A 15,906-nucleotide genomic window follows, 5' to 3' on the forward strand; every position below is an offset into this window, starting at 1 on the left:
AGGGGTGGCAAGTGAAAAGAAAGATTTATTTTAATACAGTGACAAGAGAGCGGAGAGCGGCGATTGTTGAAAATGGTCATGTCGTTGAATTGATGGTTGAGCGCCCTACTGAAAATCGCATTGTCGGAAATGTATACATTGGACGGGTAGTCAATGTTCTACCAGGGATGCAAGCGGCATTTATTGATATTGGTCGTGATAAGAACGGTTTTCTATATAGAGATGATCTCTTATCTTTTCATTTATCAGAAGAAGAGGAAGAGATAAAGAAGCAACGGAATATATCGGAATTTGTAACAAAAGGTCAAGAGCTTCTTGTCCAAGTAACAAAAGAAGGCTTTGGAACAAAAGGACCCCGTCTATCTGGTGTGGTCTCTCTCCCTGGAAAGTATTCGGTTTACATGCCTGAAGGTGGCTATGTAGGCGTATCACGGAGGATGGGGTCTGATGAGGAAAGGGAACGGTGGAGAACTACTGGAGAAGCCCTATTAAAAGATAATGAAGGAATGATCATTCGTACCGTATGTGAAGGAAAGGACGCGGTGATTATTGAGCACGATCTACATTTTCTTCGGACAAGCTGGCAAAAGGTATGGCAAGAGAGCAAAGATAAGAAAGCACCTGCTCTAATCCATCAAGGATCCGGTTTAATTGAAAGAATGATGTTAGATTTCTCTCTTGATCAGGTGGATGACATCATCATTGATAACCCCAATGATTATCAAACCCTCAAAGCTTTACTTGCACCTTATGCGGAGGTGGATGATAAAGTCCATTTCTATCATGATAAAGAAAATATCTTTACAGCTTATGGCATCGATAAAGAATTAGACAAAGCACTTAGGCGTCAGATTTGGTTAAAAAATGGCGCTTACCTGATTATTGATCAAACCGAAGCTTTGACCGTAATCGATGTGAATACAGGGAAGTTCACTGGAAAAACCGACTTACATGATACTGTTCGTAAAACGAATCTGGAAGCAGCAAAGGAAATTGCTAGACAACTAAGGCTTCGCGATACATCGGGCATTATTATTATTGATTTTATTGATATGAAGCGTGAAGAAGATCGTGAATACGTACTAGAAGCGTTCAAAAGAGGGTTGAAGTACGATCGCACCAAAACAAATGTTGTCGGTCTCACTGGCTTAGGACTGGTCGAGTTGACAAGAAAAAAAGTGAGGCAGAGTCTTCAAGCGAGTTTATCGAAAGCTTGTCCTACTTGTCGAGAACAAGGAACGGTATTATCGGACGAAGCGCAAGCGTATAAGATTGAGCGAATGATCTGGGAATATAGAGGGATGGATCAGGAAGCGATTCTTGTGGAATTACCCTCTTCTGTGTCAACGGTCCTAGCAGGGTTAAAGGGGGAGCTATTGAAACAACTTGAAGAATCAGTTGGTTTCAGAATTTTTCTATCCCCTAATAAGCATATGTCAGAAGAATCGTATGCGATTCGTTATGTAGGAGAAGTTGCGGAGGCAACAAAACAGCTTGAGAGACTGAAGAAAAAAGCGTAAGCGTGGAAAGAATCAATTGACACGCTAAATTTATTTATGATAAAATAGCTCTTGTTAGTTATTTGGTCGCACCCAAACAACTACAACCGCGCAGATTAGGTTTTAAAAGGCATAAGTCTTACCTATAATGGCGAGTCTGAGTATATGAGGAGGTGCAAGTATGTACGCAATTATTGAAACTGGTGGTAAACAAATCAAAGTTCAAGAAGGTCAAGAAATCTACATCGAGAAATTAGATGCTGAAGCTGGTGATGTTGTTAGCTTTGACAAAGTACTTATGATCGGTGGTAACGATGTGAAGGTTGGTGCTCCTTTAGTAGAGGGCGCAACTGTATCGGCTAAAGTTGAAAAACACGGTCGTCAAAAGAAGATCATCGTATACAAGATGAAGGCTAAGAAAAACTATCGTCGTAAGCAAGGTCATCGTCAACCTTACACTAAAGTAGTTATCGACAAGATCAACGCTTAAGGTGTAGAGATGATCACTGTTCTTATTGAACGTAATGCTAATCTACAGATTGAGTCTTTTACGATGAGTGGACATGCTGACTCAGGTCCGTATGGCCATGATCTCGTTTGCGCTGGAGCTTCAGCTATTTCTTTTGGTTCCGTCAATGCGATTGCTGCCTTATGTGGTGTAGAGCTTGACGTCGAAATGGGTCAGGAAGGTGGTTTTCTCCGCTGCGGTGTTCCATCTGGTTTGGAAAACACCACACACGAGAAAATTCAGCTTCTCCTTGAAGGGATGATAGTATCTCTTCAATCAATGGCTGAAGAATACAGCGAGTATATTGAAATAAAGTAAATTTCCAGGAGGTGAATTCCATGTTAAAAATGAACCTTCAATTTTTCGCATCGAAAAAAGGGGTAGGTAGTACAAAGAATGGTCGTGACTCACATTCTAAGCGTCTAGGCGCTAAGCGTGCTGATGGTCAAACTGTTACAGGTGGCTCTATCCTAGTTCGTCAACGCGGTACACGTGTTTACCCTGGTACAAACGTAGGTAGAGGCGGCGACGATACTCTTTTTGCGAAAGTAGACGGCGTTGTTAAATATGAGCGTGTAGGACGCGATCGCAAACAAGTGAGCGTATACCCTGCATAATTATAGAAAAAGCTCCCATTCAGTTATTCTGAATGGGAGTTTTTTTGCGATGTTATTGTTAATTATTTCTAGTTAAGGGTAAGGTTTATTGATTACTTAATATGAAGTATCAAATGTCCCTCTTTATATTGGGGCAACCTACTTTATATGAAACGTGATAGGTAAAGCATTCGTGGAATCTTTACAATACCTTTACAAAATCTTAATATTAATATCGTTTACTTTTTTGCTGTAGTTTCTTACTATGATCAAGGGATGAGTTATTGATGACAACTTTCGACAACTAAAGGGGATGTATTAATGGATTTACAGGAATTATTATTTATGTTCTTTGGAGGACTAGGTATATTCCTTTTCGGGATTAAATACTTAGGCGATGGCCTTCAAAAAGTTGCAGGGGATGGACTGCGCGATCTATTGGACCGTTTCACAACAAATCCAATTATGGGTGTGTTTGCGGGGATTTTTGTTACGATATTACTACAAACAAGTACTGGTACAACCGTTCTTACAATCGGCCTTGTAAATGCAGGTTTTATGACATTAAAACAAGCAATTGGGGTAATCATTGGAGCAAACATTGGTACAACCGCAACCGCGTTTATCATTGGGATTAAAATCTCAGCCTACGCATTACCAATTATCGCAGTAGGAACATTTTTAATATTCTTCTTTAAAAATCATAAAGTTAATAACTACGGACAAGTTTTCTTCGGCTTCGGTGCCCTATTTTTAGGGTTGAATCTGATGGGAGATGGCTTGTACCCGTTAAGAGACTTACAGGCGTTTACTGATTTAACTATAAGTATGAGTGAAAATCCATTACTAGGTGTTTTAATCGGTACAATTTTTACAGTAGCTGTTCAAAGCTCATCAGCAGCTATCGGCTTACTGCAAACATTATTTGCACAAGGTGCAATGGATCTAAATGCAGCTCTTCCAGTATTATTTGGTGACAATATTGGGACAACGATTACAGCTGTACTAGCAGCAATTGGTGCTTCAGTCGCTGCCAAGCGTGCAGCTTTAACACATGTAATTTTTAATGTGATTGGAACGGTTTTAGTATTAATTCTTCTCGTTCCATTTACAAGACTTGTGGAATTCTTTAGAGATAGCTTAAACTTAAATCCTGAAATGACAATAGCATTTGCTCATGGTATTTTTAACGTTTCAAATACATTGATCCAATTACCATTTATCGCTGTATTAGCATGGATTGTAATCAAAATTATTCCAGGGCAAGATTCAGCCATTTCATACAAAGCGGTTCACTTAGAAGAACGATTTATTAGACAATCTCCTTCTATTGCACTTGGTCAAGGTAAAAAAGAAGTTATGCGTATGGCTGAGTTATCAGAAAAAGGGATTGAAGAAGTAAGTATGTATTTCAAGACTCAAGGGAAGAAACATCGAGAATTAATTCCGCAATATGAAGATGCGATTAACAACTTAGATAAAAAGATTACAGACTATTTAATTCAAGTGTCATCTCATTCATTAACGGATGACGATTCAAAAACACATTCTACTCTCATGCATACAATTCGTGACTTAGAGCGTATTGGGGACCATATGGAAAACATTATGGAGCTTGTTGAATATCAAATTACAAATAAAGTCACTTTCTCTGAGTCAGCGGTTTCTGATTTAGATGAAATGTTTGACCTGACTTTATCAACTATAAGACAGGCAGTAAAAGCTTTAGATACAGGTGATATTGAAGAAGCAAATGCAGTTCTTCTTAAGGAAGAACAGATTGATAAGATGGAACGCGATCTTCGTAAGAAACATATCATGCGTTTAAATGAGAATAAGTGTACGGGTGCTGCTGGTGTCATTTATGTAGACATGGTTAGTAACCTAGAACGAATTGGTGACCATGCCGTAAACATTGCTGAAGTGGTTATTGGGGAAGATGATTAACTAATATATTTACTAACTTACGACTAGCTTGCTACAAGCTAGTCTTTTTTTGGTAGAAGCTAGAACTTCTAAGTTAAACGATGTATAGTTGAAGTATTCGTTATATTTAGATTTGCGAAATAATAGAGGAGTGGTAAGGAATGAAGGCATATAGAGGCGCAACGATTATTATTGGGAATGGAGAAGTAATAGAAAGGGCAACGTTACTGGTCCATCAAGGTAAAATAGTCGATTTAGGGATGAATATTGACCTGCCGTCGGATACCGAGATTATGAACGTTGAAGGGAAATACATAACACCTGGTTTAATTGATGTACATACACATATCGGCGTTTTTGAAGAGGGAATTGGCACAGCTGGGCACGATTTTAATGAAACGTCGCAGGCTGCAACTCCACATGTTCGAGCTATAGATGGCATTAATCCATTTGATCGAGGATTCGAGGACGCTCGTGCAGCAGGCGTGACAACTGTACAAATAATGCCAGGTAGTGCAAATGTGATTGGCGGAGAGATGTCGATTGTCAAAACAGTTGGTACAGTTGTTGATGAAATGATTCTTAAATCACCATCAGGGATGAAAGCTGCATTTGGGGAGAATCCAAAGCGTGTACATGGCGGAAAGGGAAAAGAACCGATGACAAGAATGGGGGTTGCAGCCATTTTCCGTAGTCAATTAATGAAGGCGCAGGACTATCTTAAAGAAAGAGAAGAGGGAACGTTGAAAAAGCGTGACCTTGGAATGGAACAGTTATCAAAAGTAATTAAAGGAGAAATTCCCCTTCGTATTCATGCTCACCGTTCTGATGATATTGTCACGATTCTTCGACTATTGAAAGAATTTGAAGTCGAAGCGACGATTGAACATTGTACAGAGGGCCATTTAATTGCTGAGTATTTATCGAAGCATTCTGTTCGAGTTTCGGTAGGACCAACGATGACTTCACGTACAAAGGTTGAATTAAACGATAAAGGATGGCACACACTTCTTGAGTTAGAAAAGCATGACGTTCCCTTTGCAATTACAACAGATCACCCAGTAGTTACCATTGATCATCTCATTACGTCTGCCCAAACATCTGTCAAAAATGGCTTGTCAGAACAAACCGCATTTAAAGCAGTTACTCTCCGTGCAGCTGAACATTTAGGGATTGCTGAACAAGTAGGCTCGCTAGAACAAGGAAAAGATGCTGACTTTGTCATTTGGTCCCATCATCCCTTTAACGTTCAGGCTAATGTCATGCAAACCTTTATAAATGGAAAGACTGTATATGGTGATTAAGAGCCCATAATAGCGGTTTTTTCTTGTAAAGCCTGAATAGAGAGGGAGATGAAGTAAATGAAAGTAACAGTTGTCGGGTTTTGGCATGCCTACCCTGAAGTAGGAGAGGCAACCTCAGGGTATTTACTTGAGCATAACGATACGAAATTATTACTTGATTGCGGAAGCGGAGTTCTGTCTTGCGTACAGAAATATTGTGATGTAAACGACCTTGATGGGATTGTTCTATCCCATTATCATCATGATCATTTCGCAGATATTGGACCTTTTCAGTATGCGCGAATTATTAACAAAGGGATGGGAAAAAACAAAAAAGAATTTACGATCTATGGACATCAAGAGGATACAGCTTCATTTAATAAGTTAGCCTACAAGGACCTTGTTAACTCTTATGCTTATGAGGAGGGTAAGCCTCTGCACATTGGACCATTCACCTTTACTTTTAAAAAGACTCATCACCCTGTTCCGTGCTATGCAATGAAAGTTGAATGTGAAGGAAAAGCAATTGTCTATACAGGTGATTCAAGTTATTTTGAGGGGTTAGCTGATTTCGCACGGGGAAGTGACTTAGTAATTGCTGAGTGTAGTGGGTATAAGAATGATCATGTGGCACAATACGGCCATATGAATAGTACGGATATAGGCAAGCTTGCACGAGTTTCAGACGTGAATCAAATAGTTCTCTCGCATCTCCCTCATCACGGAAATCATGAGAAATTAAAGAAAGAGGCGGAGCAAGAGTACTGTGGGGAAGTGACCATTGCAAAGTCAGGATTAGCATTCATTCTATAAAAGAAATTGGTGATTTGCCAGTTTCTTTTTTATGACTACCATCTATTTCTATCTTTTTATTAATCATAGATTTCACTATGTTAAGATCATGTAAAGGATTTGATTATCACTTGCATATATAAGTATATGCTTATATACTATAAACGTACTTGAGGAAAGGGTTGAAGTTAATGGAGGATATGAAAACTGTCATTGAAGTTGAAGAAGCTGCTAAAATGTTGAAATTACTTGGAGATAAAACACGCCTAACAATGGTGGCCTTAATGGAAGAAGATGAGTGTTGTGTTTGTGAATTTGTAGAGTTATTCAACATGAGTCAGCCATCTGTTAGCCAGCACTTAAGAAAGTTAAGAGATGTTGGTCTTGTAGTGGAAGAGCGAAGAGGACAGTGGATTTTCTTTTGTGTAAACAGAAGTCACCCTGCATACCCTATGGTTAAAAGTTTACTTAGTCACTTACCTAATCAGCATAATAAACTACTTGAACTTGAACAACGTGGCTTACGAGTATGCTGTGAGTAAAGGTAGAAAATAGAATAGATGAAAGAGAGTGGGGGAAACGATGACATCTGTGATTTTAGCTTCTGTGATTTTCCTGTTTACACTCACCCTTGTCATTTGGCAGCCAAAAGGTTTATCTATTGGTTGGTCAGCGACAATTGGAGCAATCTTAGCGCTAATTGTAGGGGTCGTTGATTTTGGTGATGTAGTAACAGTTACAGGAATTGTCTGGAACGCGACGTTAACGTTTGTGGCGATTATTATCATCTCATTAATTTTAGATGAAATTGGATTTTTTGAATGGTCGGCCTTACATATGGCCAGGTTTGCAAATGGAAATGGATTGAAGATGTTTTTGTATGTTTCTTTATTAGGTGCTGTAGTAGCAGCATTATTTGCAAATGATGGAGCAGCTCTTATTTTAACACCAATTGTATTAGCTATGGTTAGAGCTTTGAACTTTAAAGAAGCGATGATTTTACCCTTTATTATGGCAAGTGGATTTATTGCTGATACAACGAGTTTGCCGCTACTAGTCAGTAATTTAGTTAACATTGTCTCTGCAGACTTTTTCGGAATTGGGTTTGTTGAATATGCATCGAGAATGATTGTTCCGAACTTCTTTGCACTTGGGGCAAGTATTTTAGTGCTTTATCTCTTCTTTAGAAAAGACATTCCGCTGAAATATGATATGAGTCAACTCAAAAAACCAGTCGAAGCCATTAAAGATCAGAAACTCTTTAAGCTTTCATGGTACATTTTAGCGGTCTTATTAATTGGTTATTTTGTAAGTGAATTTATCCACGTACCAGTATCATTTGTAGCAATGCCCATAGCTATTATTTTCTATACCATCTTCCGAATGATGAGCAGGGAGAATCCTGAATTGAGTTCAGCTGGCATCATTAAAGGGGCTCCTTGGGCGATTGTTGTTTTCTCAATTGGAATGTACGTCGTTGTTTATAGCTTACGAAATGTAGGCTTAACAGATGTTTTAGCTGGCTTTATTGAATCGACCACCGAACACGGTTTGTTTGTTGGAACGATCTCAATGGGTTTCATTGCAGCGATCTTATCTTCAGTTATGAACAATATGCCAACGGTAATGATTAATGCGTTAGCGATTGCTGATACAAATACAACAGGTGTGATGCGCGAGGCATTAATTTATGCTAACGTCATTGGTTCTGATCTTGGGCCGAAAATTACGCCAATAGGATCCTTGGCAACGCTATTGTGGTTACACGTACTTTCAAAAAAGGGAATTAAAATCTCGTGGGGCTATTATTTTAAAGTTGGGATCATCTTAACAGTACCTACACTATTTATCACTTTAGTCGGACTTTACCTCTGGCTAGTTATCATCTTATAGAAACATTACTACTATGAAAAACAAAGGAGTTTTTAACATGTCAAAACCAATCATTTATTTCTTATGCACAGGAAATTCTTGCCGTAGTCAAATGGCAGAAGGCTGGGGAAAGAAATACCTTAGTGATAAATATGATGTTTATTCTGCTGGGATTGAAGCTCATGGGGTGAACCCTAATGCAGTAAAAGCAATGGCAGAGGTGGATGTTGATATTACAAATCAAACATCTGATACAATCGATCAAGAAATTTTGAAAAAGGCTGATCTTGTTGTAACTCTATGCGGTCATGCTGCTGACGTTTGTCCTGCTACACCACCAAATAAAGAACGCGAGCACTGGGGATTTGATGATCCAGCTAAAGCAGAAGGAACAGAAGAAGAGAAATGGGCATTTTTCCAACGTGTTCGGGATGAAATTGGCGATCGTATTAAAACGTTTGCCAAAACAGGTAAATAAACATTCAAGAAAGGGTCGGCTTTATGGTCGGACCCTTTTCCCTCAATAAAAAGACATTCATTAAAGGAGTTTTCAAAAATGGCGAAAATTAGAATCTATGACCCTGCCCTTTGTTGTCCGACTGGAGTTTGCGGCCCTAGTGTCGACCCTGAATTAACGAGAATTGCAACAGCTATATTTATGTTAGAGAAAAAAGGTGTAGATATTGCTCGCTTTAACCTGGGAACAGAGCCACAAGCCTTTATTGGTGATCAAACGGTCAATCAATTATTAAATGAAAAAGGAACCGATGCTTTGCCTGCTGTAGTCGTTGATGGAAAGGTTGAGTTAATTGGAGAATATCCTTCAAATGACCAATTAGCTGAGTGGACCAAGGTGGATTCAAGTGAATGGACGAAAGCGCGGACAACGGCGAAGGGGATTGAATTGTTGTAATGACTATTAAGCGATCAAACCAAATCAACCATCGTTTTCAACCGGAACAAGAGAACCTTACACCATACCTTTTCTTTACTGGCAAAGGGGGAGTCGGGAAGACCTCGACAGCCTGTGCAACTGCTGTATCCTTAGCGGATCAAGGAAAGAAAGTATTGCTTGTTAGTACGGATCCGGCATCAAATTTACAAGATGTTTTCGAACAAGAAATAGGGTATAAAGAAACAAAGATTAACTCGATTGAAAACCTTACTGCCATAAATCTTGATCCTGAAGAAGCGGCTTCAGCTTATCGAAATGAGGTAATTGGACCGTATCGAGATAAACTACCTGCACCAGTCATCGCTCAGATGGAAGAACAGTTATCAGGTGCATGTACAGTGGAGATCGCAGCATTTGATGAATTTGCATCGATTCTGACAAACACGGAGAGAACGAACCCGTATGATCATATTATTTTTGATACTGCTCCAACCGGACACACCCTACGCTTATTGCAGTTACCGACTGCATGGTCAGGTTTTTTAGATACAAGTACACATGGGGCCTCTTGCCTAGGGCCTCTCTCAGGCTTAGCAGATAAGAAAGCTTTGTATGAACATACAGTTGAGGCTCTTTCGGACTCAGCAAAAACAACACTCATTTTGGTGGCCAGACCAGAACGTTCCACTTTAGAAGAAGCAAATCGTGCTTCAAAAGAATTAAAAGAAATCGGACTAGAAAACCAGTGGTTACTCATTAACGGAAAAATGCAAGCTTGTCTTAAAGAAGATCAGACGTCTGTTGCTTTTTTTGAACGACAAGAACAGGCTATAAAAGACATGCCAACTGATTTAGAGAAGGTTACGACATTTGAACTCCCATACGTTCCTTATCAATTAACAGGGATTGATTCATTAAGAACATTATTTGCAGAAACCCCTGTAAATCCTCAACCTTCAGAACCATTTATTCAGCTTGAAACGGATTCTCTTTCTGCAATCGTTGATGACCTTTCTAAAAAGAAAAGTGGTGTAGTATTAACGATGGGTAAAGGTGGTGTAGGGAAGACGACAATTGCCGCTGCAGTAGCAGTAGGTCTTGCTGAAGCGGGTCATAAAGTGAAATTAACAACAACTGATCCTGCAGCACATCTTACTTCGCTGTTTGGTGATGAAGATAGTCTGATTACAGTAAGTCGTATTGACCCTAAAGCTGAAGTGGAAGCCTATAAAAAAGAGGTGTTAACCACTTCTAGTGAGCATTTAGATGCGGATGGTCTTGCTTATTTAGAGGAAGATTTAAATTCTCCTTGTACAGAAGAAATTGCTGTATTTAGAGCATTTGCGAATGTTGTCGAAGAAGCAAACGATGCTTTTGTTGTGATTGATACAGCTCCCACTGGTCACACGCTTCTCTTACTAGATGCAGCTCATTCTTACCATCAAGAGATTGAGCGTGGAACGGGGGAAGTGCCTGAATCGGTTACAAAATTACTTCCTAGACTTCGTAATCCAGAAGAAACGGATGTCATCGTTGTGACATTACCAGAGGCAACGCCAGTTTATGAAGCTGCGAGGTTACAGGAAGATTTGGTGCGTGCATCTATTACTCCTAGCTGGTGGGTCATTAATCAAAGTTTCGCAAAAACCAACACCAAAGATCCGATTCTAAGTGAGCGTGCTATAAGTGAAAAAGTGTGGATCGATCGTGTAACGAGTCATTATGCTAACAAGTCAGTTGTCATCCCTTGGCAAACACATGCGATAGAGGGATATGATCAGTTAAGAAAGCTTTAAAAAGAGATGAAGACCTGTTGACATTCTTTTTAAAGTCCTGTAAAGTCTTCCATGTAATTAAATAGTTCCTCGTTAGGTGAGGCTCCTGTGACGGAGATACGCTGCTGCCCAAAAATGTCCAAAGACGCCAATGGGTCAACAGAAACCATCGACATAAGGTGGTTTTTAATGTAGCTGGAATGAGGCATTCCTATGCCGCACAGTGCTAAAGCTCTACGAATGGAGGATGAGGGAATACTGATAATCTTATTACAGATTAATCATTTATTTAGTATTGGCATCTTCTCTTATAGAAGGTGCTTTTTGTTTTATTTTCCCTTTTAAAAGGAATATAGAAAGTGAGGTGGTGCGAAAAATGGATAGCCCCAGACAACTAATTACATCATGTAAAGCAAACAATCGAATGAATCAAGAAGATCCATTTCCCCCCTCATGTGTAAAAGGGAAACGGATCCTCAAATAGGGGGTCAAAACGATGGTAAAATTAAATGAACAAAAGAGAATGACGTACGCAAAACAAATTTATGATCTATTAAAGCTAGGTGACGTAGAGCAATTTAGAGAATGGTTCCTCGCTCTTCATCCGACCGATCAAACGGACATTTTCATTGAGTTAGCAATTGAAGCTCGTGCAAAAGTGTATCAATTTCTATCTCCAGATGAATTTGCAGAAGTGTTCCAAGGGTTAGAAAAGAAAGAACAGATGTATGTATTTAAAGAACTAGATCGTCACTATGCCTCTGCGATGTTAAATGATATGTACGCAGATGATGTCGTGACGTTCTTATCGTTTCTAAGTGAAGGAGAAATAGCGGACGTTCTTAGCTCGATGGAGGAGACCGAGGCAGCGGAAGTGCGCGAATTATTGTCGTATGATCCAGAAACGGCTGGTTCCATTATGACTAAGGAGTTTATTCGAGTAGCAGCGAATGAAACGGTTTCTAACGTGATTAGTAGACTAAGAAAAGAAGCACCTAATGCAGAAACGATTTACTATTTGTATGTGGTAGACAAAGGTGAAAAGCTAGTCGGAGTCGTATCACTAAGAGATTTAATCATTGCCGATGAGCAAGAGCTAGTAGAAGATGTCATGAGCAGTGAAGTTGTATCAGTCTCGGCTAAAACAGACCAAGAAGATGTGGCAAGATTAATTAAGAAGTATGATTTTCTTGCGGCTCCCGTTATTTCAACCGATGGAAAGCTAGTTGGAATTGTAACAGTCGATGACATTATTGATATTTTAGAAGAGGAAGCAACAGAGGATTTAGGAGAATTTTCTGCCTCAAAAGGGGCAACCGACGTTAATGTATCTTCTTTTCAAGCGGCTAAGAAACGTGCACCTTGGATTATCTTACTTATGTTTTTTGGGTTAATTACAGCTGAAGTGATTGGACAATTTGAAGAAACACTAGAAGCGATTGTCTTGTTAGCGGCATTTATACCTTTATTGATGGATTCAGCCGGAAATACGGGGACTCAATCATTAGCGGTTGCCGTTCGAGGGTTAGCGCTTGGAACGGTTGAGAAAGATGGAGTCGGGAAAATGTTAAAGCGTGAATTGGGTACAGGCCTTATGCTAGGTTTTATTTGTATGCTAGTGATCGCCACGATTGTTACCGTGATGCATGGTAACATGATGCTTGCCTTTATTGTGGGCATATCTATTTTTCTAACACTAAGTATTGCCACAATCATTGGGACCATTGTTCCACTTATTATTAATAAGATGAAGCTAGATCCGGCGATTGCTTCAGGGCCATTTATTACTACGGTGAACGATATTCTAGGTTTACTAATCTATTTTTCGATTGCAACAGCTCTATTAGACTACTTGTAAAAGACAGCAGCGTACTCAATAGGAGTACGCTGCTCTTTTCATTTGTTTAATTAATGAGTGAACGATTTAAGCGGTTTTCTTTTCTAGCAGCTGCTGTTAGGCAAAGCTGCTTCTCTTCATCGCTTTCAGGAATGATCTTTGGAACCGGAATAGGCTTTTTCTCGTCATCCACGGCTACCATGGTCAGAAAGGACTTCGTTGTTAACGTTTTTACCCGAGTAAGAAGATTAGTGGAATGAACTTTTACAAATACCTCCATTGACGTACGACCGGTAGAAGTAATAAACGATTCAAGCTCTAATAGGTCGCCTACAGATGCAGATGATAAAAAATCGACTGAGTCAATCGAAGCTGTCACTACAACACTTCCGGCATGCTTCATAGCTGTAATAGCAGCTATCTCATCGATAAAGGAAAGAACTTGCCCACCGAAGATCGTTTTCAAATGATTTGTATCTGGTGGAAGAACTAATCTTGACTGGATCGTTCTAGAGAAACTAGTTGGACGGGAAGCATTCATTTTGTTACTCCAGCTTTTAAAGTAGAGCGTACCTTCTTGGCAGTCTCCACCATAACTTTCAAAGCTTCAATGGTTTCTTCAGGTGTACGTGTTTTTAATCCGCAATCAGGATTGACCCAAAATTGATTGGTCTTTAATACCCTTAGTGCACGCTCAAGATTTTGTCTCATCTCTTGTTCGTTAGGAATTCGGGGACTATGAATATCATAGACACCTAGACCAATATCTTTCGTATAATCAAATCGTTCAAATGTATGAATAATCTCCCCATGACTTCGAGATGCTTCAATTGAAATAACATCTGCATCAAGTGCGTCAATGGTCTCAATAATTTCATCGAACTCAGAATAACACATGTGAGTATGAATTTGTGTCGTATCGGCCACCCCACCTGTGGCTATGATAAAGGCGGTCACAGCATCTGTTAAATAAGCTTCTCTTTCTTTTTCCTTTAATGGAAGTCCTTCACGAAGAGCTGGCTCATCTACTTGAATCATTTCAATACCATGCGTTTCAAGTTCATTAATTTCCACACGGATGGCCAGTGCTAACTGGTTCAGCATTTCTTTTCTTGTTGCATCATCCCGTTCAAAAGACCAATTTAAAATGGTCACTGGACCTGTGAGCATGCCTTTCATTGGCTTTGATGTTAGTGATTTAGCGTATACGGTTTCCTTTAAAGTCATTGGTTCTGCAAATGAGATATCACCTGAGATGATTGGAGGTTTTACGCAACGAGAGCCGTAGGATTGAACCCACCCATTTGTTGTCACTTCCATCCCGTTCAGTCTTTGACCAAAAAACTCCACCATATCTGTCCGTTCAAACTCACCATGAACGAATACATCAAGTCCAATTTCTTCTTGAATTGTTACCCACTTCTTGATTTCCTCTTCAATAAATCTTTCGTACTCTTCCGCTGATAAAGAGCCTTTCTTATAACTTAGGCGATTAGCTCGTACTTCTTTAGTCTGTGGAAAACTACCAATTGTTGTCGCAGGCAGAGTAGGAAGCTGCCATTTTTCTTGTTGCCGTATTTTTCTCTCGTCAAAGGGAGTTCTTGATGTAGCAAGATCATCTACATTCGCAAGTTGACGTTGAACTTCCACATTTATTCGATTTGTATTTTTATGAAACTCAGAAATTGAATAACTATACTTCTTTAACTCCTCCTGCTTTTCTCGCTGTCTAAGCACATTTCCTAGTAAGGCTACTTCCTCTAATTTCTCATTAGCAAAGGCCAGAGCATCGACAAATTCTCGATCTAGGCTTTTTTCACCAGCAGTCGTAACAGGTACATGTAATAAGGAGCATGAAGGTTGAATGATCAAGTTTTGAGTGTGCGAAGAGAGTTCCTTTACATGTTCGTATTTTTTTAATAGGTTGCTCTTCCATATAGAACGACCATCAATGACTCCGCAAGCTAAGAATTTATCTTGAGGAAAACCGAACGCTCTCAACTGCTTCAAGTTCTCACCATTATCATGAACAAAGTCGAGGCCAATTCCTGCAACGGGTAATTGTGTAATTTCTTTATAATGATCAACCGCTCCAAAATACGTTTGAAGAAGGAGGTTTAATTCCGGTAACGCATCATTAAAATGAGCATACACTTCCTTAAATAATTCGATCATTTCTTGATTACCATTTTGAACGAGAATTGGTTCATCAACTTGAATCCATTCTGCTCCAGCTTGCTCAAGTTCTTTAAAAACCTTGATATAAAGGGGGATGAGTTGCGGAATAATCTCCTTCAAGTCCTCAGTTTGATAGCCTTTTGATAATGAGAGAAGGGTGATAGGCCCGACCATAACGGGTTTTCCGACAATACCAACTTCATTTTTTGCTTCATTAAATAATGTAAGAAGTCGGTTATGAGTTAAGACCGGTGTTACATCTTCTAATTCAGGTACAAGATAGTGATAATTGGTATTGAACCACTTAGTCATTTCTGAAGCGACATGTTGATCTGTTCCTCTGGCAATGGCGAAATATTGCTCCAACGAGGCTGCTTCCATTGGTTGAAACCGTTTAGGAATAAGGCCAAACATAACCGCAGTATCGAGTACATGATCATAGTAACTAAAGTCTCCGATTGGAATCAGCTCTACTCCTAGTGCTTTTTGTGTCTTTAGATACTCCACTCTTAATTTTTTCATCTCTAATTCAAACGTAACTCTTGTTATCTTTTTTGACCAATACTTTTCTAATAGACGCTTCCATTCTCTGTTCTTTCCGATTCGTGGATATCCTAAGTTTGAATGTATGATGTTCATGTTTTAATTCCCTCCGAAGATTCATAGTGTATATGCGATAAAACGAAAAAACTCTCTTCCCGAAAAGAAAGAGAGATCACATATACAGAATTAACCCGGATTATCA

General features: G+C 39.4%; 15 protein-coding genes, 1 riboswitch and 1 other annotated feature. Of the genes, 13 read left to right on the forward strand and 2 right to left on the reverse strand.

Annotated features, from left to right (window positions below; translation table 11 throughout):
* Window positions 1-11 precede the first annotated feature (11 nt).
* The 13 genes from AB3N04_RS16005 (at window position 12) to mgtE (ending at window position 13,004) form a co-directional block, all read left to right on the forward strand.
* Window positions 12-1,520, forward strand: coding sequence for a ribonuclease E/G (locus tag AB3N04_RS16005; protein ID WP_368503665.1), 1,509 nt, complete (start codon window positions 12-14; stop codon window positions 1,518-1,520).
* Window positions 1,521-1,594: 74 nt separating this feature from the next.
* Window positions 1,595-1,668 (forward strand) — a sequence feature (ribosomal protein L21 leader region).
* Window positions 1,669-1,680: 12 nt separating this feature from the next.
* Window positions 1,681-1,989 carry a 50S ribosomal protein L21 gene (gene rplU / locus AB3N04_RS16010; protein WP_012959891.1) on the forward strand — a complete coding sequence of 103 codons (309 nt, stop codon included), beginning with the start codon at window positions 1,681-1,683 and terminating at the stop codon, window positions 1,987-1,989.
* Between the two features lie 9 nt (window positions 1,990-1,998).
* Window positions 1,999-2,325, forward strand: a complete 327-nt coding sequence (locus AB3N04_RS16015; protein ID WP_368503666.1) for a ribosomal-processing cysteine protease Prp — start codon at window positions 1,999-2,001, stop codon at window positions 2,323-2,325.
* A 20-nt stretch (window positions 2,326-2,345) separates the two neighbouring features.
* Complete coding sequence (gene rpmA / locus AB3N04_RS16020) at window positions 2,346-2,624, forward strand: 50S ribosomal protein L27 (RefSeq protein ID WP_368503667.1); 279 nt, start codon at window positions 2,346-2,348, stop codon at window positions 2,622-2,624.
* A 300-nt stretch (window positions 2,625-2,924) separates the two neighbouring features.
* The gene (locus AB3N04_RS16025) at window positions 2,925-4,550 is read left to right on the forward strand and encodes a Na/Pi cotransporter family protein (RefSeq protein WP_368503668.1); all 1,626 of its coding nucleotides are present in this window, start codon (window positions 2,925-2,927) and stop codon (window positions 4,548-4,550) included.
* Between the two features lie 140 nt (window positions 4,551-4,690).
* Complete coding sequence (locus AB3N04_RS16030; RefSeq protein WP_368503669.1) at window positions 4,691-5,833, forward strand: amidohydrolase; 1,143 nt, start codon at window positions 4,691-4,693, stop codon at window positions 5,831-5,833.
* 57 nt (window positions 5,834-5,890) lie between these two features.
* Window positions 5,891-6,625 (forward strand): MBL fold metallo-hydrolase, encoded by a 735-nt coding sequence (locus AB3N04_RS16035; RefSeq protein ID WP_368503670.1) that lies wholly within the window; start codon window positions 5,891-5,893, stop codon window positions 6,623-6,625.
* A 170-nt stretch (window positions 6,626-6,795) separates the two neighbouring features.
* Complete coding sequence (locus AB3N04_RS16040) at window positions 6,796-7,146, forward strand: ArsR/SmtB family transcription factor (protein ID WP_368503671.1); 351 nt, start codon at window positions 6,796-6,798, stop codon at window positions 7,144-7,146.
* Between the two features lie 40 nt (window positions 7,147-7,186).
* On the forward strand, window positions 7,187-8,497 hold the full coding sequence (locus AB3N04_RS16045) for an arsenic transporter (RefSeq protein WP_368503672.1): 1,311 nt from the start codon (window positions 7,187-7,189) through the stop codon (window positions 8,495-8,497).
* A gap of 37 nt (window positions 8,498-8,534) precedes the next feature.
* On the forward strand, window positions 8,535-8,954 hold the full coding sequence (arsC, locus tag AB3N04_RS16050; RefSeq protein ID WP_047974040.1) for an arsenate reductase (thioredoxin): 420 nt from the start codon (window positions 8,535-8,537) through the stop codon (window positions 8,952-8,954).
* Between the two features lie 78 nt (window positions 8,955-9,032).
* The gene (arsD, locus tag AB3N04_RS16055; RefSeq protein ID WP_368503673.1) at window positions 9,033-9,389 is read left to right on the forward strand and encodes an arsenite efflux transporter metallochaperone ArsD; all 357 of its coding nucleotides are present in this window, start codon (window positions 9,033-9,035) and stop codon (window positions 9,387-9,389) included.
* On the forward strand, window positions 9,389-11,167 hold the full coding sequence (arsA, locus tag AB3N04_RS16060; RefSeq protein ID WP_368503674.1) for an arsenical pump-driving ATPase: 1,779 nt from the start codon (window positions 9,389-9,391) through the stop codon (window positions 11,165-11,167). Before arsD ends, arsA begins: the two co-directional genes overlap by 1 nt.
* A gap of 61 nt (window positions 11,168-11,228) precedes the next feature.
* Window positions 11,229-11,398: riboswitch (M-box (ykoK) riboswitch) on the forward strand.
* Window positions 11,399-11,642: 244 nt separating this feature from the next.
* Window positions 11,643-13,004, forward strand: coding sequence for a magnesium transporter (gene mgtE / locus AB3N04_RS16065; protein WP_368503675.1), 1,362 nt, complete (start codon window positions 11,643-11,645; stop codon window positions 13,002-13,004).
* 46 nt (window positions 13,005-13,050) lie between these two features.
* Here mgtE and AB3N04_RS16070 read toward each other — a convergent pair whose 3' ends face one another.
* Together AB3N04_RS16070 and metE are read right to left on the reverse strand one after the other, a co-directional pair.
* A complete protein-coding gene (locus tag AB3N04_RS16070) occupies window positions 13,051-13,524 on the reverse strand; it encodes an acyl-CoA thioesterase (protein ID WP_368503676.1) in 474 nt (157 codons plus the stop codon).
* Complete coding sequence (metE, locus tag AB3N04_RS16075) at window positions 13,521-15,800, reverse strand: 5-methyltetrahydropteroyltriglutamate--homocysteine S-methyltransferase (RefSeq protein ID WP_368503677.1); 2,280 nt, start codon at window positions 15,798-15,800, stop codon at window positions 13,521-13,523. The genes AB3N04_RS16070 and metE overlap by 4 nt, the downstream gene beginning before the upstream one ends.
* Window positions 15,801-15,906: the final 106 nt, after the last annotated feature.

Origin of the sequence: Alkalihalophilus sp. As8PL (assembly GCF_040939795.1) — a bacterium.
Classification (GTDB): domain Bacteria; phylum Bacillota; class Bacilli; order Bacillales; family Bacillaceae_D; genus Alkalihalophilus; species Alkalihalophilus lindianensis.